This window comes from Endozoicomonas sp. ALD040 (assembly GCF_049275945.1).
Lineage (GTDB): Bacteria > Pseudomonadota > Gammaproteobacteria > Pseudomonadales > Endozoicomonadaceae > Endozoicomonas_A.
In genome coordinates this window covers 1,623,335-1,647,195 of the sequence record NZ_CP184829.1, presented here as the reverse complement: position 1 = coordinate 1,647,195, position 23,861 = coordinate 1,623,335, and the positions used below count along the sequence as shown (strand labels likewise).

Here is a 23,861-nt window from a genome sequence, read left to right as displayed (position 1 = left end):
AAAGCATGTTAGTTCATTTTTGTGGCTATCAAAGTTGGCTGTGGTCAAACAATCACCTGTTTCAAAAACTCAGAAGGTGGGAACACCTGAGAGCCCTGTTTACTGGACAGCATGAAGCTTTTCCTTTGTTTCCTTCACTGCCTCAGTTCCCAGCTTTGCCTCGGCGTTGATGAGGAGTTTCATGCTGTCGGTATTGCCCATCTTGATTGCTATGGCCAGCGGGGTGGCGCCATCCGAAGCACGGACGTTGAGATTGGCTTCGGCTTCGATCAGGAGTTTCACGCAGTAGGTATGGCCCATCTGTGCAGCGATGAAAAGCGTGGTGGTGCCATCCGACAAGGCAGCATTGAGATTCACCCCGGCATTGATCAGGCGTTCGACGACGTCCGTGTGCCCCCAGCCGGATGCCAACATTAAGGCAGTGAGACCATTAGTCATAACGGCATTGACATTGACTCCCTCTGCCAGAGACCTCTCGACCTGATCCAGATCCCCGTTTAAACAAGCAAGATAAAAAGTCTGATCCGGGAAAAATGTATCCGGGTGAGATTCACTGGTGTTCTGATTCACCACAGGCATCGGGTTTTGTCGGCACATCAAGCAACGGCGTGAGCCAATGGGCTGATCAACAAAACACCTCGAAATACAGTCCAGATCGAAGCGGTGGCCGCAACATTGGGTTCTGACGACCACAGGTTCTACATTTCGGTCATGGAAGGGAGCCAAACAAATAGGACAGGGATCGGCCTTCAGTGTCCATGGGGTCAGGCTCCTAGGAGGCCGACCGAGAATAGACTGCCCTACTGCGGCGGCAGCAAATTGGTCTGAAAATCCGCTTTTGTTCGTCAAATAGCTCGCTATTCTCCTCACAAAACCGAATTTTCATCCTCAATTTTCTGCCGTCCTCGCTACGGGCGCTATTCTCGGTCGGCCTCCTAGCGTAATTGATTTTGCGATTGTTGCAATTTTATTTGACTGCAAAACCCGGAAGACAGGAACACCAGAAAGCCGTGTTTACTGGATAGCACAACGCCTTTCTTTTGTTCCCTTCCTTGCCTACTTTGTCATGGCGTTGAGCAGGATTTCCAGGCAATAGGTTTTGCCCTTCAGGGCTGCTGCGGACAGCGGGGTGCATCCATTCTTATTCCGGGTGTTGAGATCTGCTCCGGCGTTGATCAGGAGTTTCACGCAGTCGCTGTTACCTTTTGCAGCAGCAACGTACAGCGGGGTGGCGCCATCCGAAGTCCGGTAGATGTTGAGATCCGCCCCGGCGTTGATCAGAAGTTCCACGCAGCCGGTATTGCCTTTCGCAGCAGCAATGTACAGCGGGGTGGCGCCATCCGAGGTTCGGCAGATGTTGAGATCCGCCCCGGCGTTGATCAGCAGTTTCAGGCTGTCGGTGTTATTTTTCAGGGCAGCGATGAACAGTGGGGTGTTACCATTTTCAGGCCGGGTGTTGAGACTCGCCCCGGCATTGGTCAGGAGTTTTACACAGTCGGTGTTATTTTCTTGGGCAGCGAAGAATAGAGGGGTGGCGCCATTTTTGGTTCGGGCGTCGAGATTGGCCTTGGCTTTGATCAGGGCTTTCACGCAGTCGGTATTGCCTTTCGCAGCAGCGATGAACAGCGGGTTGCTGCCATCCGAAGACAGGGGGATGTTGAGATTCGCCCCGGCGTCGATCAGAAGTTGCACGCAGTCGTTATTGCCCTCCTGAGCTGCGATGTACAGCGCAGTGGCGCTATTCTTAGTCCGGGCGTTGAGATCTGCCCCGGCGTTGATCAGGAGTTTCACACAGTCGGTATTGCCTTTCGCAGCAGCGGCGAGCAGTGGGGTGGCACCATCCGTAATCCTGGCGGCGTTGAGATCCGCCCCGGCATTGATCAGGAGTTTCACGCATTCGGTGTTATTTTTCTGGGCAGCCATGAAGAGTGGGGTGGTGCCATCCTCAGTCCGGGCGTTGAGATCCGCCTCGGCGTTGATCAGGAGTTTCAAACAGTCGGTATTGCCCTTCAGGACTGCGATGAACAGCGGGGTGGTGCTATCCGAAGTTCTGGCGGCGTTGATATTCGCACCGGCGTTGATCAGGAGTTTCACGCAGTCGGTATTGCCCTCCTGGACAGCGATGAAAAGCAGGGTGGCACCGTTCCTGGTTCGGGCGTCGAGATCTGCCCCGGCGCTGATCAGGAGTTTCACGCAGTCGGTATTGCCCTTCGCAGCAGCAACGTATAGCGGGGTGGCGCCATCCGAAGTCCTGGCGGCGTTGACATCCGCCCCGGCGTTGGTCAGGAGTTTTACGCAGTCGGTATTACCGTATTCAGCAGCGATGAGCAGTGCGGTGGCACCATTCGAACGGGCAGTGTCGAGGTTCGCCCCAGCGTTTATCAGACTTTTGACGACATTCATGTGACCCCGGCAGGATGCCAGCATCAAGGCAGTGAAGCCACCAGTCATAACGGCATTAACATTGACCCCTTCTGCCAGAGACCTCTCCACCTGATCCAGATCCCCGTTTAAACAGGCGCGAAAAAATGTCTTGTCGGGGAAAAATGTATCTGGGTGAGATTCACTGGTGTTCTGATTCACCACAGGCATTGGGTCTTGCCGACACATGGCGCACCGTCGTGAGCCGATGGGCTGATCAACAAAACACCTCGAAATACAGCCCAGATCGAAGCGTTGACCACAACATTGAGTTTTGACAACCACTGGCGTTTCACTTCGGCCATGGAAGAGAGCCAGACAAATAGGACAGTGATCGGCCTTCAGTGTCCATGGGGAGAGGGTGGTTAACAATGCCACACATAAGTAGAACATCTGTATTGGTCAATAAGCAGTGTGGGTTAGATACAAAAAAGCATATTAGTCCATTTATATGGCTATCAAAGTTTGCTGTGGCTAAATAATCACGCATTGCAAAACTCGGAAGATGGGAACAACTGAAAGCCCTGTTTGCTGGATAGCACAACGCGTTTCTTTTGTTGCCTTCCTTGCCTCAGTTCCCTACTTTGCTCCAGCCTTGATCAGAGCCTCCACGCAGCCGTTATGGCCTTTCAAGGCAGCAATGAAAAGTAGGCCGCCATCCATAGTATTGGCGGCATTGGGATCTGCCCCACCACTGATCAGGATTTCCACGCAATCGGTATGGCCTTGCCAGACTGCGATGAGAAGCGGGGTGACGCCATCCGAAGCCCGGGGGGTGTTGAGATCCACCTCGGCGTTGATCAGGAGTTTCAAGCACTCGGTGTTATTTTCTTGTATAGCGAAGAACAGCGGTGTGGTGCCATCCGACCTGGCGGCGTTGAGATCCGCCCCGGCGTTGATCAGGCGTTTCACACAGTCGGTATTGCCCATCTCGATTGCGATGAACAGCGGTGTGGCGCCATCCTCAGTCCGGGCGTTGAGATCCGCTCCGGCATTGATCAGGAGTTTCAGACAGTCGGTATTGCCCTTCAGGGCTGCCATGAACAGCGGGTTGGCGCCATCCGAAGTCCTGGTGGCGTTGATATTCGCCCCGGCGTTGATCAGGAGTTTCACGCAGTCGGTATTGCCCTTCTGGACAGCGATGTAAAGCGGGGTAGCGCCAGTCTTAGTGCGGGCGTTGAGAGCTGCCCTGGCGTTGATCAGGAGTTTCAAACAGTCGGTATTGCCCTCCCGTGCAGCGACGAAAAGCGGGGTGGCGCCATTCTCATCCGGGACATCGAGATCCGCCCCGGCGTTGATCAGGAGTTGCACGCAGTCGGTAATGCCCTCCTCAGCTGCGATGTATAGCGGGGTGGCGCCAAACGAACACCGGGCGTTGAGAGGCGCTCCCGCTTTGATCAGGATTTCCACGCAGTCGGTATTGCTCACTTCGGTTGCGACGGACAATGCAGTCGCGCCATCACTATTTCTGGCGGCTTTGAGATCTGCCCCAAAGTTGAGCAGGAGTTTCAGGCATTCGGCATTGTCCTCAAGGGCTGCGATGAACAGCGGGGTGGCACCATCCGATAAAGCAGCGTTGGGATTCGCACCGGCATTGAGCAGGAGTTTCACGCAGTCAGTATTGCCTTTCTGAGCTGCTTGGAACAGCGGGGTGCGGCCATCCGGCAAGGCAGTGTTGGGATTCGCACCGGCGTTGAGCAGGAGTTTCACGCAGTCAGTATTGCCTTTCTGAACTGCTTGGAACAGCGGGGTGCGGCCATCCACAGACCGGGCGTTGAGATCCGCTTCGGCGTTAATCAGGAGTTTCACGCAGTCGGTATTACCTCTCATAGCAGCAACCAACAGTGGGGTTGCGCTATACTCATTACCGGCGTTGAGGTCTGCCCCGGCGTTGATCAGGAGTTTAACACACTCGGTATTGCCTCTCGTGGCAGCGGCGAACAGCGGGGTGACGTCGTCCGAATTTCGGGCATTGATATCCGACATGGCTTCGATCAGGAGTTTCAGGCAGTCGGTATTGCCATTCAGGGCTGCGATGAACAGTGGGGTGGCACCCGCTACCACACCCCCGGTATTGAGATTCGCCCCGGCGTTGAGATCCGCTCCGGCGTTGGCCAGGAGTTTCACGCAGTCGGTATTGCCCTTCGAGGCTGCGATGAAAAGCGGGGTTGCGCCATCCGAAGTTCTGGCGGCGTTGAGATTGGCTCCGGCGTTGATCAGGAGTTTCACGCAGTCTGCATGACCGAACTCAGCAGCGACGAACACTGCGTTGGCACCGTTCGGACGGGCAGTGTCGAGGTTCGCCCCAGCGTTTATCAGGTGTTTGACGACATCCACGTGACCCCTGCTGGATGCTAACATCAAGGCAGTGAAGCCACCAATCATAACGGTATTGACATTGACTCCTTCTGCCAGTGACCTCTCCACCTGATCCAAATCCCCATATATACAGGCACGATAAAACGTCTGATCGGGGAAAAATGCATCCGGGTAAGCCTCACTGGTGTTCTGATTCACCACAGGCATCGGGTTTTGCCGACACATCGCGCACCGGCGTGAGCCGATGGGCTGTTTAACAAAAGACCTCGAAATACAGTCCAGATCGAAGCGGTAACCACAACATTGGGTTTTGACGACAACAGGCGCTTCACTTCGGTCATGAAAGGGAGCCAAACAAATAGGACACTGATCGGCCTTCAGTGTCCATGGGGAGAGAGTGGCGAGTAATGCCAAATATATGTAGAACATTCTGTGCCAGTCGATGAATGGTGCGGCCTGAGTACAGGAAAGTAATGATAGTTCATTTGTGTGTCTCTCAACGTTTGTTGTGGCTAAATAATCACCTGTTTCAAAAACTCAGAAGATAGGAACACCTGAGAGCCATGTTCACTGACACGATGCTTTTTTTGTTTCCTTCACCGCCTCTGTTCCCCACTCTGCCCCGGCGTTGATAAGGAACTTCACACAGTCGCTATTGCCCATCTCGATTGCTATGGACAGTGGCGTGGCGCCGTCCGAAGTCCGACAGATGTTGAGATCAGCCCCGGCGTTGCTCAGGAGTTCCACGCAGTCGGTATTGCCTTTCGCAACAGCAACGTGCAGCGGGATGGTGCCAGTCTTAGTTCGAGCGTTGAGATCCGCCCCGGCATTGATCAGGAGTTTCACGCATTTGGTGTTATTTTCGTGTGTAGCGATGAACAGCGCAGTGGTGCCATCCGGCAAGGCGGTGTTGAGATCAGCCCCGGCGTTGATCAGGAGTTCCACGCATTCGATGTTATTTTCTTGGGCAGCGATGAACAGCGGGGTGGTGCCATCCTCAATATGCGCATTGATATCCGCCTTGGCTTCGATCAGGATTTTCAGGCTGTCGATGTTATTTTGCTGAGCAGCCATGAACAGCGGGTTGGCACGATCCGTAATCCTGGCAGTGTTGAGATCCGCCCCGGCGTTGATCAGGAGTTTCACGCAGTCGGAATTGCCCCTCAAGGCCGCGATAAACAGCGAGGTGGAGCCATCCTCGGTCCGTGCGTTGAAATCCGCCCCGGCGTTGATCAGTATTTTCAGGCAGTCGGTATAGCCCTTCAGGGCTGCGATGAACAGCGAGGTGGCGCCATTCTTCGTCCGGGCGCTGACATCTGCCCCGGCGTCGAGAAGGAGTTTCACGCAGTCAATGTTGCCCTTCTGGGCTGCAATGAATAGCGCTGTGGCGCCATCCGACAAGGCGGCGTTGAGATCCGCCCCGGCGTTGATCAGGAGTTCCAGGCAGTCTGTGTTATTTTCCTGGGCAGCGATGAACAGCGGTGTGGCGCCACCCGACATGGCGGCGTTGAGACTCGCCTTGGCTTCGATCAGGGCTTTCACGCAGTCGGTATTGCCTTTTGCCGCAGCTACTAACAGCGGGGTGGAGCCATCTATAGTCCGAGTGGCGTTGAGATCCGCCCCAGCTTCGATCAGGGCTGTCAAGCAGTCAATGTTATTTTCCTGGGCAGCGATGAACAGCGGGGTGGAGCCATCCGACAAGGCGGCGTTGAGATCCGCCCCGGCGTTGATCAGGAGTTTCACGCAGACTATGTTATTTTCCTGGGCAGCGATGAACAGCGGTGTGGCGCCACCCGACATGGCGGCGTTGAGATCTGCCTCAGCTTCGATCAGGATTTTTACGCAGTCGTTGTTATTTTGCTGTGCAGCGATGAGCAGCGGGGTGGCGTTATTCCAAGTCCGGGAGGCGTTGACGTTCGCCCCGGCTGCTATCAGTCGTTGAACGACGGCATTGTTCCCGTTATTGGATGCCAACATCAAAGCAGTGTAATCATAAGCCATAACCGCATTGACATTGACTCCTACTGCCAGTGACCTCTCCACCTGATCCAAATCCCCGTTTAAACAGGCATGATAAAACGTCAGATCGGGGAAAAATGTATCCGGGTGAGATTCACTGGTGTTCTCATTCACCACAGGCATCGGGTCTTGCCGACACATCGCGCAGCGGCGTGAGCCGGTGGGCTGATCAACAAAATACCTCGAAATACAGTCCAGATCGAAGCGGTGACCACAACATTGGGTTTTGACGACCACAGGCGCTACATGACGGTCATGGAAGTGAACTAAACAAATAGGACAGGGATCGGCTTCCAGCGTCCATGGGGAGAGGGTAGCGAGTAATGCCAAAGATAAGAAGAACATCTGTGTTGGTCAATAAGTAGTGTGGGTTGGATACAAAAAAGGAATGCTAGCTCATTTATATGGCTATCAAAGTTTGCTGTGGTCAAACAATCACCTGTTTCAAAAACGCAGAAGATGGGAACACCTGAGAGCCATGGTTACTGGATAGAATGAGGCCTTTCTTCTGTTCTCTTCCCTGCCTCAGTCCCCTTCTTTGCCCCAGCCTCGATCAGGGCTTTCATGCAGTCGGTATTGCCCATCCTGGTTGCGATGGACAGTGGGGTTTTGCCATTTGGAAAGGCAGTGTTGAGATCTGCCCCGGCGTTGATCAGGAGTTTCACGCAGTTGGTATTGCCCTTATAGGCTGCGGCGTGGAGGGGGGTGGCGGCACTCTTAATCCGGCTGTTGAGATCCGCACCGGTATTGATCAGTAGTTTCAAGCAGTCGATATTGCCCTCCCGGGCAGCAACGAACAGAGGCGTGGAGCCATCCGACAAGGCGGCGTCGGTTTTCGCCCCGGCGTTGATCAGGAGTTTCACGCAGTCGGTATTGCCCTTATAGGCTGCGGCGTGGAGGGGGGTGGCGCCACTCTTAATCCGGCTGTTGATATCCGCACCGGTATTGATCAGTAGTTTCAAGCAGTCGATATTGCCCTCCCGGGCAGCAACGAACAGAGGCGTGGAGCCATCCGACAAGGCGGCGTCGGTTTCCGCCCCGGCGTTGATCAGGAGTTTCACGCAGTCGGTATTGCCCTCCTGAGTTGCGATGTATAGCGGGGTGGCGCCATTTTTATTTGGGGCATTGATATTCGCCTTGGCTTCGATCAGGGCTTTCAAGCAGTCGGCATTTCCTCTCGCAGCAGCGGCGAATAGCGGAGTGGCACCATCAGCAGTCCGAGCGGCGTTGACGTCCGCCCCAGCATCGATCAGGAGTTTCAGGCATTCTGTATTGCCTCTCTCAGCAGCGGCGTACAGAGGGGTGATGCCATCCGAAGTTCGGGGATTGATATCCGTCTCGGCGTTGATCAGTATTTTCACGCCGTCGGTGTTATTTTTCAGGGCAGCGATGAACAGCGGGCTAGCGCCATTCCTGGTTCGGGCGTTGGGCTCTGCCCCAGCGTTGGTCAGGAGTTGTATGCAGCCGGTATTGCCTTTCGCAGCAGCAGCGAACAGCGGGGTTGCGCCATCCGAAGTTCGGTTGGCGTTGAGATCCGCCCCGGAGCTAATCAGTATTTTCACGCAGTCGGTGTTATTTTCTTGGGCAGCGATGAATAGCGCGGTAACGCCATCCGACGAGGCGGCGTTGAGATTTGCCCCGGCCTTGACCAGGAGTTTCACGCAGTCGGTATTGCCTCTCAAAGTAGCAACGTGCAGCGGGGTGGCGCCAGTATTAGTGTGAGTGTTGACCTCCGCCCCGGCGTTGATCAGGCGTTTCACGCAGTCGGTATTGCCCTCCTGTGATGCGATGAACAGCGAGGTGACGCCATCCTCAGTCCGAGCGTTGACGTCCGCCCCGGCTTTGATAAGGCGTTCGACGACCTCGTGGTCCCCAATGGATGCCAACATCAAGGGAGTGAAATCATCAGTCATAATGGCATTGACATTGACTCCTTCTGCAAGAGACCTCTCCACCTGATCCAGATCCCCGTTTAAACAGGCAAGATAAAAGGTCTGATCGGGGAAAAATCTATCCGGGTAAGATTCACTGGTGTTCAGGTTCACCATAGGCATCGGGTCTTGCCGACACATCGCGCATTGGCGTGAGCCGATGGGCTGATCAAGAAAACACCTCGAAATACAGTCCAGATCGAAGCGTTGACCACAGCATTGGGTTATGACAACCACAGGCGCTTCACTTCGGCCATGAAAGTGAGCCAGACAAACAGGACAGTGATCGGCCTTCAGTGTCCATGGGAAGAGGGTAGCGAGCAATGCCAGACATAAGTAGAACATCTGTGTTGGTCAAAGCAGTGTGGGTGAGATACAGAAAAGCATATTAGTTCATTTATGTGGCTATCAAAGTTTTCTGCGAATAAATAGTCACTCCTTTGTATGACTCTGAGTCTGGGAACACCTGAACGCTGTTTTTACTGGATAGCAAAATGCCTTTCTTTTGTTCCCTTCCTTTCCCTGGCCTCGATAAGGGCTTTCACGCAGTCGCTATGGCTGCGATAGACAGTGGGGTGGTGCCATCCAAAGTCCTGGCGACGCTGAGATCTGCCTCGGCTTCGATCAGTGCTTTCAGGCATTCGGTATTGCCTTTCTCAGCAGCGACGAACAGCGGGGTGGCGCCACCCGTAGTCCTGGCGGCACATCGCACACCGTCGCGAGCCGATGGGCTGACCAACAAAAGACTTTGAAATACAGTCCAGATCGAAGCGGTGTCCACAACATTGGGTTGTGACGACCACAGACGCTTCACTTCGGGCATGGAAGGGAGCCAAACAAATAGGACATATATCGGCCTCCAGTGCCGACGGGGAGAAGGCAGCGAGCAATGCCATACATAAGTAGAACATCGTATTATCAATGAGTTGTCCGGGTCAGTCACAAAGGAGGTATGATAGTTCATTGGTATGGCTATCAAAGTTTGCTCTGGCTAAATAACCACGCATTGCAAAACTCGGAAGGTGGGAACACCTGAAAGCCCTATTTTGCTCCAGCCTTGATCAAGGCTTCCACGCAGTCGATATTGCCCAGCTCGGTTGCGATGGACAGTGGAGTTTCGCCAGTCAGCATGGCAGCGTTGAGATCCGCCCCGGCGTTGATCAGGAGTTTCAAACAGTCGATGTTATTTTCCTGGGCAGCGATGGACAGCGGGGTGGTGCCATCCGGCAAGGCAGCGTTGAGATCCGCTCCGGCGTGGATCAGGCGTTTCACGCAATCGGTATTACCATAGTTAACAGCGAAGAGCAGTGCAGTGGGACGAGTCGAACCGGCAGCGTCGAGGTTCGCCCCAGCGTTGATCAGGCGTTCGACGACGTCTATGTGCCCCAGGCCGGATGCCAACATCAGGGCAGTGTAATCATCAATCATAACCGCATTGACATTGACTCCTTCTGCCAGAGACCTCTCCACCTGATCCAGATCCCCGAATAAACAGGCACGAAAAAATGTTCGATCGGGGAAAAATGTATCCGGGTGAGATTCACTGGTGTTCTGATTAACCAAAGGCATCGGGTCTTGCCGACACATCGCGCACCGGCGTGAGCCGATGGGCTGATCAGTAAAATATCTCGAAATACAGTCCAGATCGAAGCGTTGGCAACAACATTGGGTTGTGACGACCACGGGCGGTACACTTCGACCATGGAAGGGAGCCAGACAAATAGGACATTGATCGGCCTCTGGTGTCGATGGGAAGAAGGCAGCAAGCAATGCCATACATAAATAGAACATCTGGATTGGTCAAAAGTGTTAAGGGTTAGATACAAAAAAGCATTAAAATCATTCCATCGCTTCCATGATGAATGGTGGTGCTTCCCTGCTCCAAACTATCTGTAAAATATCGTTGAAAGGATATTGCAGCAGAAACCGTCATCAACACTGCAACCAGAGAAATGGTATGTAGAGAAACGCAAGGTCATTTTTATAATGGCGTTCCATGAAGTGTCTTCGCCTGAGGATGGCCACAATGATTGACTGCAAATGCTGATAAAAGCATAGCGACTACAAGAAAACCGGCAACTCCTCCGAGGAATGCGTACAAGGCGGTGTAATCGTTATCAGGACGCACTGGAAAGAATACATTGTTCCAGTTTTCGTTCGCATATTCATTTTCAGTGTGAATTTTAGTCAGCTGATAAATCCCGGCCCCATCAATTCTGTACTCGAGTAAATAGCCATTGCCATCACTCAGTGAAAAATAACCAGGCTCCAGTTCAAGATTTAATATGGCAAGAGTCATGCCCTCTTTATTTTTGATAACAATTTGAGTGCCGACATTTTCGGGAATGGCTTCCGAAGCGTCTGGCATGAATCGTCTCGTTGAGGACAGTATGGATGAGGATGGTGCCGAAGAAGACATTGTTGCTGAAGGGCTGATTGTTGTATACGCCATACCATTGTTATCAGACATTGCAACTGACGTTATTGCATCCTCTGATTTCCAAGCCACTTCGATTGAATATTCAAGCTCTTTTTCCAAACTCAGAATGGGTTTGAAGGACTTAAACTCACGCCCTTTTGGCATTAAACCCTGTAGTCCAGTTGTATTACGGGAAGTCAAATTAGTATTTATAAGAGTGTCGTTTGCAGACAGATCTGAATGAGGTGGTAGAGCCGTGCTATTGGTAGCAGTACCATTGATTGCAGAAGCTGATGTGTCAGACTTGTATAAAACGTCTTTCAACAAGATGGGTGCTGGCGTTGAACTGAAAACAGTATTATCAATAACACTGTCTTCATTGTCCTCATAGTAACCAAGATATAACTTTGAGGAGTCTTCTGGATTTTCGATTAAAATGAGATGAAACAAAGTTTTCAGTGATGCATGCCCCCTGAGTGTGTAGTAAAGAAAATCAGACTCTTTAGTCTGAAAGCGGACTTTTGATTCGATTTTGTTTATTGGCTGACTCCCTCGAGCGGACTTCCCCAGCGGATTTATGGAGACAGATATTTTTTTAGAAGTGGACAGGGAGTAGCCTTTCATGAATTTTGCAATTTTAACTCTGGCTCTTGATACTGATGATTTTATGTAGCTTGTCACTTTGTGACCGCTTTTTTTTGAACCGCCACCCTTGTAACTGCCACCCTTGTAACTGCCACCCTTGTAACTGCCACCCTTGTAACTGCCTCCTTTTGAACCGCTACTTCTTCCACCTCCTGAGGAACCTCCGCCTCTGCGGGCCTCTCTTCTGTCTCTTTGAGAAACTACACCGCCCTCTTCAGGAGCGGCATACTCCTGGGGATCGTATTGCAAAAGGCCATCTGCACTGATCTCATTATTCACAGCCCAAAGGGAAGAACAAAATGGAAGTATCAAGGCCAGAAAAAGGCTTGAAAGTATTTTCATGATTCTATGGACCGCCTGTAGGATAAATACCAAAAGAAAAGGGTAATCCCCGTACCTAACCGATTGCTTGAGAGACCGCCGGAGCAGAGGGAAGCTTAGACATCACATTTTTACCTGTCCAATCAAAACACTTGTAGATTTCCATGGAGTTTATTGAATGGTGCTAATGTTCAATTTTTAAAAATATGATCGTTCGCACAGGTATGGTCGATAAAGCTTGATAGTTCATCTACATCGCTTACAAAGTTTGCTGTGGCTAAATAATCACGCATTGCAAAACTCGGAAGATGGGAACACTTGAAAGCCTTGTTTGTTGGATAGCACAACGCGTTTCTTTTGTTGCCTTCCTTGCCTCAGTTCCCTATTTTGCTCCAGCCTTGATCAGGGCTTCCACGCAGTCGATATTGCCCAGCTCGGTTACGATGGACAGCGGAGTGTCCCCAGTCGGCAAGGCAGCGTTGAGATCCGCGCCGACGTTGATCAGGAGTTTCGCGCAGTCGGTATTGCCCTTCAGGATTGCGATCAACAGCGGAGTCGCGCCCTTCTCATACCGGGCGTTGAGATCCGCCCCGGCGTCGACCAGGATTTTCAGGCAGTCGATGTTATTTTGTTGGGCAGCGATATACAGCGGGGTGGCGCCATTCAGCAGGGCAGCGTTGAGATCCGCCCCGGCGTTGATCAGGAGTGGCAGGCATTCGGTGTTATTTTTTTGGGCAGCGATTAACAACGGGTTGGCGCCATGTTCATTCCGGGCGTTGAGATCCGCCCCGGCGTTGATCAGGAGTTTCAAACAGTCGGTATTGCCTTTTAGAGCTGCGGTATAGAGCGGGGTGGCGCCATTCCTTTTTCGGGCTTCGAGATTCGCCCTGGCTTTGATCAGGGCTTTCAAGCTGTCAGTATTGCCATTCACGGCAGCGACGAAAAGAGGGGTGGCACCATCCGTAATCCTGGCGGCGTTGAGATCCGCCCCGGCTTCGATCAGGATTATCACGCAGTCGGTATTGCCCTCCTGAGCTGCGATGTATAGCGAGGTGGCGCTATTCCTGATCCGGGCATCGGGATTCGCCCCGGCGTTGATCAGGAGTTTTATGCAGTCGGTATTGCCTTTCATAGCAGCAATTTGCAGTGGGGTGGCGCCATCCGAAGTCCTGGCGGTGTTGGGGTCCGCCCCGGCGCTGATCAGGAGTTTCACGCAGTCGATGTTATTTTCCTGGGCAGCTACGAACAGTGCGGTGGCACCAGTCGAACAGGCGGCGTCGAGGTTCGCCCCAGCGCTGATCAGGCGTTCGACGATGGCCTTGTTCCCGTTATTGGATGCCAACATCAAGGCAGTGAAATCATAAGTCATAACCGCATTGACATTGACTCCTTCTGCCAGAGACCTCTCCACCTGATCCAGATCCCCGTCTAAACAGGCACGAAAAAATGTCTTATCGGGGAAAAATGTATCCGGGTGAGATTCACTGGTGTTCTGATTCATCACAGGCATCGGGTCTTGCCGACACATCGCGCAACGTCGCGAGCCGATGGGCTGATTAAAAAAACACCTCGAAATACAGTCGAGATCGAAGCGGTGTCCACAACATTGGGTTTTGACAACCACAGGCGCTTCACTTCGGCCATGGAAGGGAGCCAGGCAAATAGGACAGTGATCGGCCTTCACTGTCCATGGGGAGAGGGTAGCGAGCAATGCCACATATAAGTAGAACATCTGTGTTGGTCAATAAGCAGTACGGGTTAGATACGAAAAAGCATGTTAGTTCATTTACTGAATATCAAAGTTTCCTGTGGCCAAATAATCACCTGTTTTAAGAACTCAGAAGATGGGAGCACTTGAGAGCCGTATTGACTGAACAATATAATGCCTTTCTTTCATTTCTTTTACTGCCTCTGATCCCTACTCTGCCCCGGCGTTGATCAGGAGTTCCACACAGTCGGTATTGCCCATCGCGGTTGCGATGAAGAGCGGGGTGGCGCCAGTCTTAGTCCGGGCGTTGAGATCCGCCCCGGCGTTAATCAGGAGTTTCACGCAGTCGGTATTACCCTCCCCGGCGGCGATGTAAAGCGGGGTGGCGCCATTCTTGGTTCGGGTGTCGAGATTCGCTTTGGCCTTGATCAGGGCTTTCATGCAGTAGGTATTGCCTATTGCAGCGGCGATGAACAGTGGGGTGCTGCCATCCGAAGTCAGGGGGGTGTTGAGATTCGCCCCGGCGTCGATCAGGAGTTGCACGCAGTCGGTATATCCCTCCTGAGCTGCGATGTATAGTGGGGTGGCGCTATCCTCAGTCCGGGCATCGAGATCCGCCCCTGCCTTGATCAGGATTTCCATGCAGTCGCTATTGCCCTTCCAGGCAGCGATGAAAAGCGGTGTGGCGCCATCCAGAGTCGGGAGGGTGTTGACATCTGCCCCGGCATTGATCAGGCGTTTCACGCAGTCGGTATTGCCTCTCGCAGCAGCGGCGAACAGTGGGGTGGCAGCATCCGTAATCCTGGCGGCGTTGAGATCCGCCCCGGCTCCGATCAGGGTTATCAGGCTGTCGGTATTGCCTTTTTGGGCTGCGATGAACAGAGGGGTGGAGCCATTCTCGACCCGGGCGTTGATGTTTGCCCCGGCGTTGATCAGGAGTTTCACGCAGTCGGTGTTATTTTCTTGGGCAGCGATGAAGAGCGGGGTGTCGCCATCCGGACTCAGGGCGGCGTTAACGTCCGCCCCGGCGTTGATCAGGCGTTTCACGCAGTCGGTATTGCCTTTTGCAGCAGCGGCGAACAGTGGGGTGGCAGCATCCGTAATCCTGGCGGTGTTGAGATCCGCCCCGGCTTCGATCAGGATTTCCACGCAGTCGCTATTGCCTTTCCAGGCTGCGATGAAAAGCGGGGTGGCGCCATCCGAAGTCCGGACGCTGTTGACATCCGCCTTGGCGTTGATCAGGAGTTGCAAGCAGTCGGTGTTATTTCTCTGGGCAGCGATGAAGAGCGGGGTGTCGCCATCCGACGAGACAGCGTTGACATCCGCCCCGGCTTTGATCAGGAGTTTCAAACAGTCGATGTTATTTTCCTGGGCAGCGATGGCTAGCGAGGTGGCGCCACCCTCAGAGCGGGCGTTGAGATCTGCCCCGGCGTTAATCAGGAGCTTCACACAGTCGATGTTATTTTCCCGGGTAGCGATGAACAATGGGGTGTTAGCAGTCGAACAGGCGGCACCGTCGAGGTTCGCTCCGGCGTTGATCAGGCGTTCGACGACGGCCTTGTTCCCGTTTTTGGCTGCCAACATCAAGGCAGTGAAATCATGAGTCATAACCGCATTGACATTGACTCCTTCTGCCAGAGACCTTTCCACCTGATCCAAATCCCCGCTTAAACAGGCACAAAAAAATGTCAGATCGGGAAAAAATGTATCCGGGTGAGATGCACTGGTGTTCTGATTCACCAGAGGCATCGGGTTTTGTCGGCACATCGCACACCGGCGTGAGCCGATGGGCTGTTCGACAAAAGACTTTGAAATACAGTCCAGATCGAAGCGTTGACCACAACATTGGGTTTTGACGACCACAGGCGATTCACTTCGGCTATGGAAGGGAGCCAGACAAATAGGACATTGATCGGCCTTTAGTGTCCATGAGAAGAGGGTAGCGAGCAATGCCACACATAAGTAGAACATCTGTGTTGGTCAATAAGCCGTGTGGGTTAGATACAAAAAAGCATGTTAGTTCATTTATATGACTATCAAAGTTTGCTCTGGCTAAATAATCACGCATTGCAAAACTCAGAAGATGGGAACGGCTGAAAGCCGGGTTTACCGGATAGCACTACTGGATAGCACTACTGGATAGCACTACTGGATAGCACAACGCCTTTCTTTCGTTGCCTTCCTTGCCTCAGTTTCCTACTTTGCTCCAGCCTTGATCAGGGCTTCCACGCAGTCGATATTGCCCTTCTCGGTTGCGATGGACAGCGGAGTGTCGCCAGCCTCAGTGCGGACGTTGATATCCACCCCGGCGTTGATCAGGAGTTTTACGCAGTCGGTATTGCCAATCAGGGCTGCGATGAACAGCGCAGTGGCGCCATTCTCATTCCGGGCGTTGAGATTCGCCTCGGCTTCGATCAGGATTTTCAGGCAGTCGATGTTATTTTGTTGGGCAGCGATAAACAGCGGGGTGGCAACATTCATGGGAGCGTTGAGATCCGCGCCGGCTTTGATCAGGAGTTTCACGCAGTCGGTATGGCCTTTCCAGACTGCGATGAGAAGCGGGGTGGCACCATCCGTAATCCTGGCGGCGTTGAGATCCGCCCCGGCGTCGATCAGGCGTTTCACGCAGTCGGTATTGCCCTCCTGTGCAGCGATGAAAAGCGGGGTGCTGCCATTCTCACTCCGGGCATTGAGATCTGCCCCGGCGTTGATCAGGAGTTTCACGCAGTCGCTATTGCCCTCCCGTGCAGCGATGAACAGCGGGGTGCTGCCATCCGAAGTCAGGGAGGGGTTGAGATTCGCCCCGGCGTTGATCAGGAGTTTCACGCAGTCGGTATTGCCCTCCTGAGCTGCGATGTATAGCGGGGTGGCGCCATCCTCATTCCGGGCGTCGAGTTCCGCCCCGGCCTTGATCAGGATTTCCACGCAGTCGGTATTGCCTATCCCGGCAGCGATGAAAAGCGGGGTGGCGCCATCCGAAGTCCGGACGCTGTTGACATCCGCCTTGGCGTTGATCAGGAGTTGCAAGCAGTCGGTGTTATTTCTCTGGGCAGCGATGAAGAGCGGGGTGTCGCCATCCGACGAGACAGCGTTGACATCCGCCCCGGCTTTGATCAGGAGTTTCAAACAGTCGATGTTATTTTCCTGGGCAGCGATGGCTAGCGGGGTGGCGCCACCCTCAGAGCGGGCGTTGAGATCTGCCCCGGCGTTAATCAGGAGCTTCACACAGTCGATGTTATTTTCCCGGGTAGCGATGAACAATGGGGAATTAGCAGTCGAACGGGCGGCACCGTCGAGGTTCGCCCCGGCGTTGATCAGGCGTTCTAAGACGGCCTTGTTCCCGTTTTTGGCTGCCAGCATCAAGGCAGTGAAATCATGAATCATAACCGCATTGACATTGACTCCTTCTGCCAGAGACCTTTCCACCTGATCCAGATCCCCGCTAAAACAGGCACGAAAAAACGTCAGATCGGGAAAAAATGTATCCGGATGAGATTCACTGGTGTTTTGATTCACCATAGGCATCGGGTCTTGCCGACACATCGCGCACTGGCGTGAGCCAATGGGCTGACCGGAAAAACATTTCGAAACACAGTCCAGATCGAAGCGATGGCCACAACATTGGGCTTTGACAATCACAGGCGCTAAACTCCGGCCCTGGAAGGGAACCAGACAAACAGGACAGTGATCAGCCTTCAGTGACCATGGGGAGAGGGTAGCGAGCAATGTCACGTATAAGTAGAACATCTGTGTTGCCCGATAAGCAGCTCGGGTTAGATACAAAAAAGCATGATAGTTCATTTATGTGGCTATCAAAGTTTTCTGCGAATAAATAGTCACTCCTTTGTATGACTCTGAGTCTGGGAACACCTGAACGCTGTTTTTACTGGATAGCAAAATGCCTTTCTTTTGTTCCCTTCCTTTCCCTGGCCTCGATCAGGGCTTTCACGCAGTCGGTATAACCCAACCTGGTTGCGATAGACAGTGGGGTGGCGCCATCCAAAGTCCTGGCGACGCTGAGATCTGCCTCGGCTTCGATCAGTGCTTTCAGGCATTCGGTATTGCCTTTCTCAGCAGCGACGAAGAGCGGGGTAGCGCCACCCGAAGTCGTGGCGGCGTTGAGATCTGCCCCGACGTGGATCAGGATTTCCACGCAATCGGTGCAGCCCCTCCAGGCTGCGATAAATAGCGGGGTGGCGCCATCTATAGTCCTGGCGGCGTTGAGATCCGCCCCGGCTTGGATCAGAATTTCCACGCAATCGGTATAACCTCTCCAGATTGCGGCGACAAGCGGGGTGGTGCCATCCGAAGTTCTGGCGGCGTTGAGATCCGCCCCGGCGTTGCTCAGGAGTTGCACGCATTCGGTGTTATTTTTCTGGGCAGCGATAAACAGCGGGGTGGCACCATTCACCAGGGCAGCGTTGAGAGCCGCCCCGGCGTTGATCAGGAGTTTCACGCAGTCGGGGTTATTTTCCCGGGCAGCGAGGAACAGCGCGGTAGCACCGGTCGAATGGGCGGCATTGAGGTTCGCCCCGGCGTTGATAAGGCGTTCGACGACGTCCGTGTGCCCCCCGTAGGATGCCAACATCAAGGCCGTGAAATCATCAGCCATGACGGCATTGACATTGACGCCTTCTGTCAGTGACCTCTCCACCTGATCCAAATCCCCGTCATAACAGGCATCATAAAACGTATGATCGGGGAAAAATGTATCCGTGAGAGATTCACCGGTGTTTTGATTCAGCAAAGGCATCGGGTTTTGCCGGCACATCGCGCAATGGCGTGAGCTGATGGGCTGATTAAAAAAACACCTCGTTATACAGTCCAGATCGAAGAGTTGGCCGCAACATTGGGTTTTGACGACCTCAGTCGCTGCATCACTGCTACGGAAGTAATCCAGACAAATAGGACATTGATCGGCCTTCAGTGTCCAGGAGAGGGTAGTGAGCAATGCCATCCATAAGTAAAACATCTGTGCTGGCCAATAAGTAGTTCGGGTTAGGCACAAAGAAGCTATGGTAGTTCATTTGTATGGCTATCCAATGTTCCCTACTTTGCCCCGGCCTTGATCAGGAGTCCTACGCAGTCGGTATTGCCATTCAGGGCTGCTGCGGACAGCGGGGTGGCGCCATCTGAAGTCCGGAGGGTGTTGACATCTGCCCCCGCGTCGATCAGCAGTTTCATGGTGTCGGCGTTACCATACTCAGCAGCGATGAACAGTGCGGTGGAACCATTCAAACGGGCCACTTCGAGGTTCGCGCCGGTGTTGATCAGGATTTCCACGCAATCGGTATGGCCCTTCAGAGCTGCAAAGATCAACACGGTGGTGCCATCCGTAGTCCGGGTGTTGAGATTCGCCCCGGCATTGATCAAGAGTTTCATAGAGTCGGCGTTATTTTCCTGGGCTGCGACAAACAGTGGTGGCACACCATTCGGAGTGGCGGCGTTGAGATTTGCCTTGGCTTCAATCAGGAGTTTCAGGCTGTCGATGTTATTGTGTCGGACCGCCACGAGCAAAGCATTGGAGCCAATCTTGTTCTGGGCGTCGAGATCTGCCCCGGCATTGATCAGTATTTTCACACAGTCGGTGTTATTTTTTTGTACAGCCATGTGCAGTGGGGTGTAGCCATTCTGGGCCCGGGCGTTGAGATTCGCCTCGGCTTCGATCAGTGCTTTTACGCAGTCGGTATTGCCTTTTCCGGCAGCGATGAACAGCGGGGTGGCGCCATACTCAGACCGTGCGTTGACATCCGCCCCGGCGCTGATCAGGAGTTTCACGCAGTCGATGTTATTTTCCTGAGCAGCGATGGACAGTGCGGTGGCACCAGTCGAACAGGCGGCGTCGAGGTTCGCCCCGGCGTTGATCAGGCGTTCGACGACGTCCTTGTTCCCGTCACTGGATGCCAACATTAAGGCAGTGAAGCCACCAATCACAACGGCATTGACATTGACTCCTTCTGCCAGTGACCTCTCCACCCGATCCAGATCCCCGTTTATACAGGCTAGATAAAACGCCTGATCGGGGAAAAATGTATCCGGGTGAGGTTCACTGGTGTTCTGATTCACCAAAGGCATCGGGTCTTGCCGACACATCGCGCACCGACGTGAGCCGATGGGCTGATCAGTAAAATATCTCGAAATACAGTCCAGATCGAAGCGTTGGCAACAACATTGGGTTGTGACGACCACGGGCGGTACACTTCGACCATGGAAGGGAGCCAGACAAATAGGACATTGATCGGCCTCTGGTGTCGATGGGAAGAAGGCAGCAAGCAATGCCATACATAAATAGAACATCTGGATTGGTCAAAAGTGTTAAGGGTTAGATACAAAAAAAGTATATTAGTCCATTGGTATGGCTATCAAAGTTTGCTACGGCTAAACAATCACGAATTTCAAAAATCCAGAAGATGGGAACACCTTAAAGTCGTGGTTACTGGATAACACAACTCGATGCTTTCATTCCTTTCCCTTGCCTGGCCTCGATAAGGACTTTTTCGCAGTCGTAGTTGCGTCAAATATCCTGAGCCAGTTGCCGTTCTGCCGGATCGTCGCTTGCGCTCAAAAACAGTCAAATAAAATTGCTACAATCGCAAAATCAATTACGCCAGACACAAGATAAATCGTCAAAAGGTGAATTTATCTTGTGGGGTTCAACTACAAAGCTAGCCAAGATTGAAGGCGTAACCAGCCAAACTATGAGGCACAAGATCGAAAGCGGTCACTACGAAAAAGTGAAGCAAACCAGTGGTGGTCACTTCCGCATATTCATTAACCAGCAGAGGAAGATATGCTATACAAGAGTGAGTTCTGGAAAGCAAAAATCCAGCATTGACACGCAAAAGCGTATCTTACTCAAAGAGCACCCTGATGCAGAATTTATCAGCGACATTGCCAGTGCTTTCAACTTTAAGCGAAAAGGACTGCAAACCATTCTGGAATCACCGGTGTGCGGAAATCCAACCCATATTGTGGTTGCCACAAAAAATCGCCTTGCCCGATCAGGATTTGAACTTATCAAGTGGCTTGTTGAATTATCGGGAGGACACATCGAGGTTTTGGATGACCCGGATAACGCCTGTGAGCCATTCGACACCCAAGAGCTTATCGGTTTCATTACCTCATTCTGCAATAGCCACTACGGGAAGCGATCTGCTAAAAGACGCAAAGGACGCAAAGGACGCAAAGAGAGTAGCATCAAAAAAGACCAGGTTTTACCCAGAGAATAAGCAAGCCTATCACGATGCCCTGATGCTCTATCGGAGGTCGTACAACCTTGCTGTTGAGCGTTTCCGCAATGATGACTATAAAGATGCCAGCGGAAAATTCATCAACATGCGACCTGCCATTAAAGCTCAAGTGAAGCAAGAGCAAAAAGGGAGCTAAAGAGGGCTTTGCAGAAATCAGTTTCAAAAGCCGCAAAGGTAGCAGGCACTCATTCTCTATTGACCGTTTGCCAAAGGGATTAAATCCCTGCGTAGAGGCTCTTGGCAAGATTCACCTGACAGAAGATGTGCCAGCAGAAGCGATTGGCAAGTCTTGTGTCATAACCTACGACAAAGGTCGCTGGTTCATTCAGGTTCAACAACATATTGAGCTAAATCCCGAAATCCAAGGGAAGGTTAGATGCGTTGGAGTTGACCCCGGTGAACACGCGGAAGGGCGTTGAGTTCCACGATATGCCCCAGTGGGCAAGAGATCGGATTATTCATTTCAACAGGGAAATTGACCGGCTGAAATGCAAAAAGGATGACATTGTTCTTGATCTGCATAACCGGCTGGCGTTCGAGCTGGTGTCGAACTACGACGTTGTATTTTTGCCAACCTTTGAGACAAGAGGTATGGTCACACGCAAAGATAAGAAGGTTCGCACCATTCGCCGTAACACCTGCCGCCAGATGCTTGACCTCAATCACTACCAATTCAAAAAGCGGCTTAAGTGGTACGCAAAAAAGTATGGAAAGCATGTGGTTGATTGCAACGAAGCCTATACATCCAAGACTCGATCATGGAGCGGGACCATTGACGAAAAATTAGGTTCTTCCAAAATTATTAAGGGTGAGGGCTTCATCGTTGATCGTGATATCAACGGTGCCAGAAATGTCTTTCTTAAGTGTTTGACAAGGTAGCTTGAACCTTAGCCATAACAGCGAGTGTTGCGCTCGTTGCGGTTTTAATCAAGAGTAAAGCCCGAAGCGCATTAACTTTATTGTTCATGTCCTCTCTCTGAATCTTGCGATCATAGAATTCTTTCTGCATCCCCATCATTTCCTTGCGATACTGACGGTTCTCTTTGGCATCAATGGCCGAATTGACCAGCCCAAAACCACGGGCAAAGCCCCCGACAAAGGCATCTGTGCTTTGGTAATTCATTTTGATTCCCTTCTGTTATTTGCCTACAGTGGTAGGGCAATGGAGGTATTTTTATGAATAATTTATATAACACTGATTATCATCAATGGCTGAGTCAGCAAGTAACCCTGTTGAAAACTCAAAACTTTAATCAGTTGGATTTAGAAAACCTGATTGAGGATTTAGAGTTGAGCATTAAGCAAGACCTTCGTGTACTGGACAGTCACTTGGTAATTCTTATACTTCATCTTCTCAAAATAGACTACCAAACCAGTGTGTTGAGAGACAGTATAGCTACTGAAAGAGTACTTAAGGGTTGGGTGGTTAGCATATGCAATGCAAGACGTGATATTGATAAATTAATAGAAAAAAATCATTGTCTTACAGCAAAAATTGAAGAGGTTTTAAGTGAGGCTTATCCTGATGCCAAAGAGAGAGCCGTTAAAGAAATGAACATCTACGCCAGTAGCGAAACGCAACGACTGAATGACAGTAGTTTCCCGCCTGAGTGTCCGTGGTCATTTGAACAGATCATGACTGAAGACTGGTATCCCCTTAATGGCGTCAATCTCTACGACAGAAGACTGGCTGCCGGAGGCTGACCATGAGTAACCTATACAATACCGATTACCACCAATGACTGACCCAACAGCGTGAACTGCTGACCAAACGACAGTTTGACCAGCTTGACATTGACAATCTGTTGGAGGCTGTGTAGCACGAAATGGGTAGTATTACAGGCACCATGAAATGTCCAATCGGGGAAAAATGTATTCGGGTGAGATTCACGAATTTCAAAAATCCAGAAGATGGGAACACTTGAAAGTCGTGGTTACTGGATAACACTCCGACTTTCTTTTGTTCCTTTCCTTACCTCATTTCCCTACTTTGCCTCAGCCTCTGTAAGGACTTTCACGCAGTTGGTATTGCCCATTTCGGTTGCGATGGACACTGGGGTGGAGCCATCCAAAGTCGTGGTGGCATTGAGATCCACCCCGACGTGGATCAGGATTTCCACGCAATCGGTATTGCCTTTCCAGGCTGCGATAAAAAGCGGGGTGGCGCCATCCAAAGTCCTGGCGGCGTTGAGATCCGCCCCGGCGTTGATCAGGATTTCCAGGCAATCGGCATTGCCCTTCAAAGCTGCGAGGAAAAGCGGAGAGGTGCCATCCAAAGTTCTGGCAGCGTTGGGATTCGCCCCGGCGTTGATCAGGCGTTCGACGACGTCCGTGTGCCCCCTGATGGATGCCACCATTAAGGCAGTGAGACCCTTAACCATCACGGCATTGACATTGACTCCATCCGCCAGTGACCTCTCCAACTGATCCAAATCCCCGTCATAACAGGCATCATAAAATGTCCAATCGGGGAAAAATGTATCCGGGTGAGATTCATTGGTGTTCTGATTCACCACAGGCATCGGGTCTTGCCGACACATCGCACACCTGCGTGAGCCGATGGGCTGATCAAGAAAACACCTCGTAATACAGTCCAGATCGAAGCGTTGGCGACAACATTGGGTTGTGACGACCACGGGCGGTACACTTCGACCATGGAAGTAAGCCAGACAAATAGGACATTGATCAGCCTTTACTATTGACGGGGAGAGGGTAGTGAGCAATGTCACCCATAAGTAGAACATCTGTGCTAGCCAATAAGTATTATGGGTTAGGTTCAAAGGGAGTATGTTAGTTCATTTTTACGGCTATCAAAGTTTGCTGCGGCT

19 protein-coding genes are annotated in these 23,861 nt (G+C 52.1%); 3 read left to right on the top strand and 16 right to left on the bottom strand.

Translation table 11 applies throughout. From position 1 onward, the window contains the following. Nucleotides 1–99: 99 nt before the first annotated feature. From ACOJUN_RS05215 to ACOJUN_RS05150, 14 genes are all read right to left on the bottom strand, one after another. A complete protein-coding gene (locus ACOJUN_RS05215; RefSeq protein ID WP_422135608.1) occupies nucleotides 100–849 on the bottom strand; it encodes an ankyrin repeat domain-containing protein in 750 nt (249 codons plus the stop codon). A gap of 207 nt (nucleotides 850–1,056) precedes the next feature. Next, complete coding sequence (locus ACOJUN_RS05210; RefSeq protein WP_422135607.1) at nucleotides 1,057–2,814, bottom strand: ankyrin repeat domain-containing protein; 1,758 nt, start codon at nucleotides 2,812–2,814, stop codon at nucleotides 1,057–1,059. Between the two features lie 186 nt (nucleotides 2,815–3,000). Further along, the gene (locus ACOJUN_RS05205; protein WP_422135606.1) at nucleotides 3,001–5,169 is read right to left on the bottom strand and encodes an ankyrin repeat domain-containing protein; all 2,169 of its coding nucleotides are present in this window, start codon (nucleotides 5,167–5,169) and stop codon (nucleotides 3,001–3,003) included. Between the two features lie 138 nt (nucleotides 5,170–5,307). Then, on the bottom strand, nucleotides 5,308–7,104 hold the full coding sequence (locus tag ACOJUN_RS05200) for an ankyrin repeat domain-containing protein (protein ID WP_422135605.1): 1,797 nt from the start codon (nucleotides 7,102–7,104) through the stop codon (nucleotides 5,308–5,310). Between the two features lie 137 nt (nucleotides 7,105–7,241). Further along, entirely contained in the window at nucleotides 7,242–9,035 is a 1,794-nt protein-coding gene (locus tag ACOJUN_RS05195) for an ankyrin repeat domain-containing protein (protein ID WP_422135604.1), read from the bottom strand. Nucleotides 9,036–9,231: 196 nt separating this feature from the next. Then, nucleotides 9,232–9,402 (bottom strand): ankyrin repeat domain-containing protein, encoded by a 171-nt coding sequence (locus tag ACOJUN_RS05190; protein WP_422135603.1) that lies wholly within the window; start codon nucleotides 9,400–9,402, stop codon nucleotides 9,232–9,234. After that, nucleotides 9,347–9,586, bottom strand: coding sequence for an RING finger domain-containing protein (locus ACOJUN_RS05185; RefSeq protein WP_422137042.1), 240 nt, complete (start codon nucleotides 9,584–9,586; stop codon nucleotides 9,347–9,349). The genes ACOJUN_RS05190 and ACOJUN_RS05185 overlap by 56 nt, the downstream gene beginning before the upstream one ends. A gap of 145 nt (nucleotides 9,587–9,731) precedes the next feature. Then, nucleotides 9,732–10,481 carry an ankyrin repeat domain-containing protein gene (locus ACOJUN_RS05180; RefSeq protein ID WP_422135602.1) on the bottom strand — a complete coding sequence of 250 codons (750 nt, stop codon included), beginning with the start codon at nucleotides 10,479–10,481 and terminating at the stop codon, nucleotides 9,732–9,734. Between the two features lie 190 nt (nucleotides 10,482–10,671). Next, nucleotides 10,672–11,790 (bottom strand): hypothetical protein, encoded by a 1,119-nt coding sequence (locus tag ACOJUN_RS05175; protein ID WP_422135601.1) that lies wholly within the window; start codon nucleotides 11,788–11,790, stop codon nucleotides 10,672–10,674. A gap of 667 nt (nucleotides 11,791–12,457) precedes the next feature. Beyond that, complete coding sequence (locus ACOJUN_RS05170; RefSeq protein WP_422135600.1) at nucleotides 12,458–13,807, bottom strand: ankyrin repeat domain-containing protein; 1,350 nt, start codon at nucleotides 13,805–13,807, stop codon at nucleotides 12,458–12,460. A gap of 186 nt (nucleotides 13,808–13,993) precedes the next feature. Further along, a complete protein-coding gene (locus tag ACOJUN_RS05165) occupies nucleotides 13,994–15,754 on the bottom strand; it encodes an ankyrin repeat domain-containing protein (protein WP_422135599.1) in 1,761 nt (586 codons plus the stop codon). Between the two features lie 225 nt (nucleotides 15,755–15,979). Then, nucleotides 15,980–17,530, bottom strand: a complete 1,551-nt coding sequence (locus ACOJUN_RS05160) for an ankyrin repeat domain-containing protein (RefSeq protein ID WP_422135598.1) — start codon at nucleotides 17,528–17,530, stop codon at nucleotides 15,980–15,982. 136 nt (nucleotides 17,531–17,666) lie between these two features. Then, nucleotides 17,667–18,755, bottom strand: coding sequence for an ankyrin repeat domain-containing protein (locus ACOJUN_RS05155; RefSeq protein ID WP_422135597.1), 1,089 nt, complete (start codon nucleotides 18,753–18,755; stop codon nucleotides 17,667–17,669). A 77-nt stretch (nucleotides 18,756–18,832) separates the two neighbouring features. Continuing rightward, nucleotides 18,833–20,080 carry an ankyrin repeat domain-containing protein gene (locus tag ACOJUN_RS05150; protein ID WP_422135596.1) on the bottom strand — a complete coding sequence of 416 codons (1,248 nt, stop codon included), beginning with the start codon at nucleotides 20,078–20,080 and terminating at the stop codon, nucleotides 18,833–18,835. 347 nt (nucleotides 20,081–20,427) lie between these two features. Here ACOJUN_RS05150 and ACOJUN_RS05145 point away from each other — a divergent pair, with 347 nt between their 5' ends. Together ACOJUN_RS05145 and ACOJUN_RS05140 are read left to right on the top strand one after the other, a co-directional pair. Next, nucleotides 20,428–21,012: an IS607 family transposase gene (locus ACOJUN_RS05145; RefSeq protein WP_422135595.1), complete on the top strand. Its 585-nt coding sequence runs from the start codon at nucleotides 20,428–20,430 to the stop codon at nucleotides 21,010–21,012. A 417-nt stretch (nucleotides 21,013–21,429) separates the two neighbouring features. Further along, the gene (locus tag ACOJUN_RS05140; RefSeq protein ID WP_422135594.1) at nucleotides 21,430–21,912 is read left to right on the top strand and encodes a zinc ribbon domain-containing protein; all 483 of its coding nucleotides are present in this window, start codon (nucleotides 21,430–21,432) and stop codon (nucleotides 21,910–21,912) included. On the opposite strand, the gene ACOJUN_RS05135 is transcribed toward ACOJUN_RS05140, so the two are convergent. After that, nucleotides 21,893–22,156, bottom strand: coding sequence for a hypothetical protein (locus ACOJUN_RS05135; RefSeq protein WP_422135593.1), 264 nt, complete (start codon nucleotides 22,154–22,156; stop codon nucleotides 21,893–21,895). The genes ACOJUN_RS05140 and ACOJUN_RS05135 overlap by 20 nt on opposite strands. A 53-nt stretch (nucleotides 22,157–22,209) precedes the next feature. Between ACOJUN_RS05135 and ACOJUN_RS05130 the strand changes: the two genes are divergently transcribed. Further along, the gene (locus tag ACOJUN_RS05130; RefSeq protein WP_422135592.1) at nucleotides 22,210–22,737 is read left to right on the top strand and encodes a DUF29 domain-containing protein; all 528 of its coding nucleotides are present in this window, start codon (nucleotides 22,210–22,212) and stop codon (nucleotides 22,735–22,737) included. 281 nt (nucleotides 22,738–23,018) lie between these two features. On the opposite strand, the gene ACOJUN_RS05125 is transcribed toward ACOJUN_RS05130, so the two are convergent. After that, complete coding sequence (locus ACOJUN_RS05125; RefSeq protein WP_422135591.1) at nucleotides 23,019–23,777, bottom strand: ankyrin repeat domain-containing protein; 759 nt, start codon at nucleotides 23,775–23,777, stop codon at nucleotides 23,019–23,021. Nucleotides 23,778–23,861 lie beyond the last annotated feature (84 nt).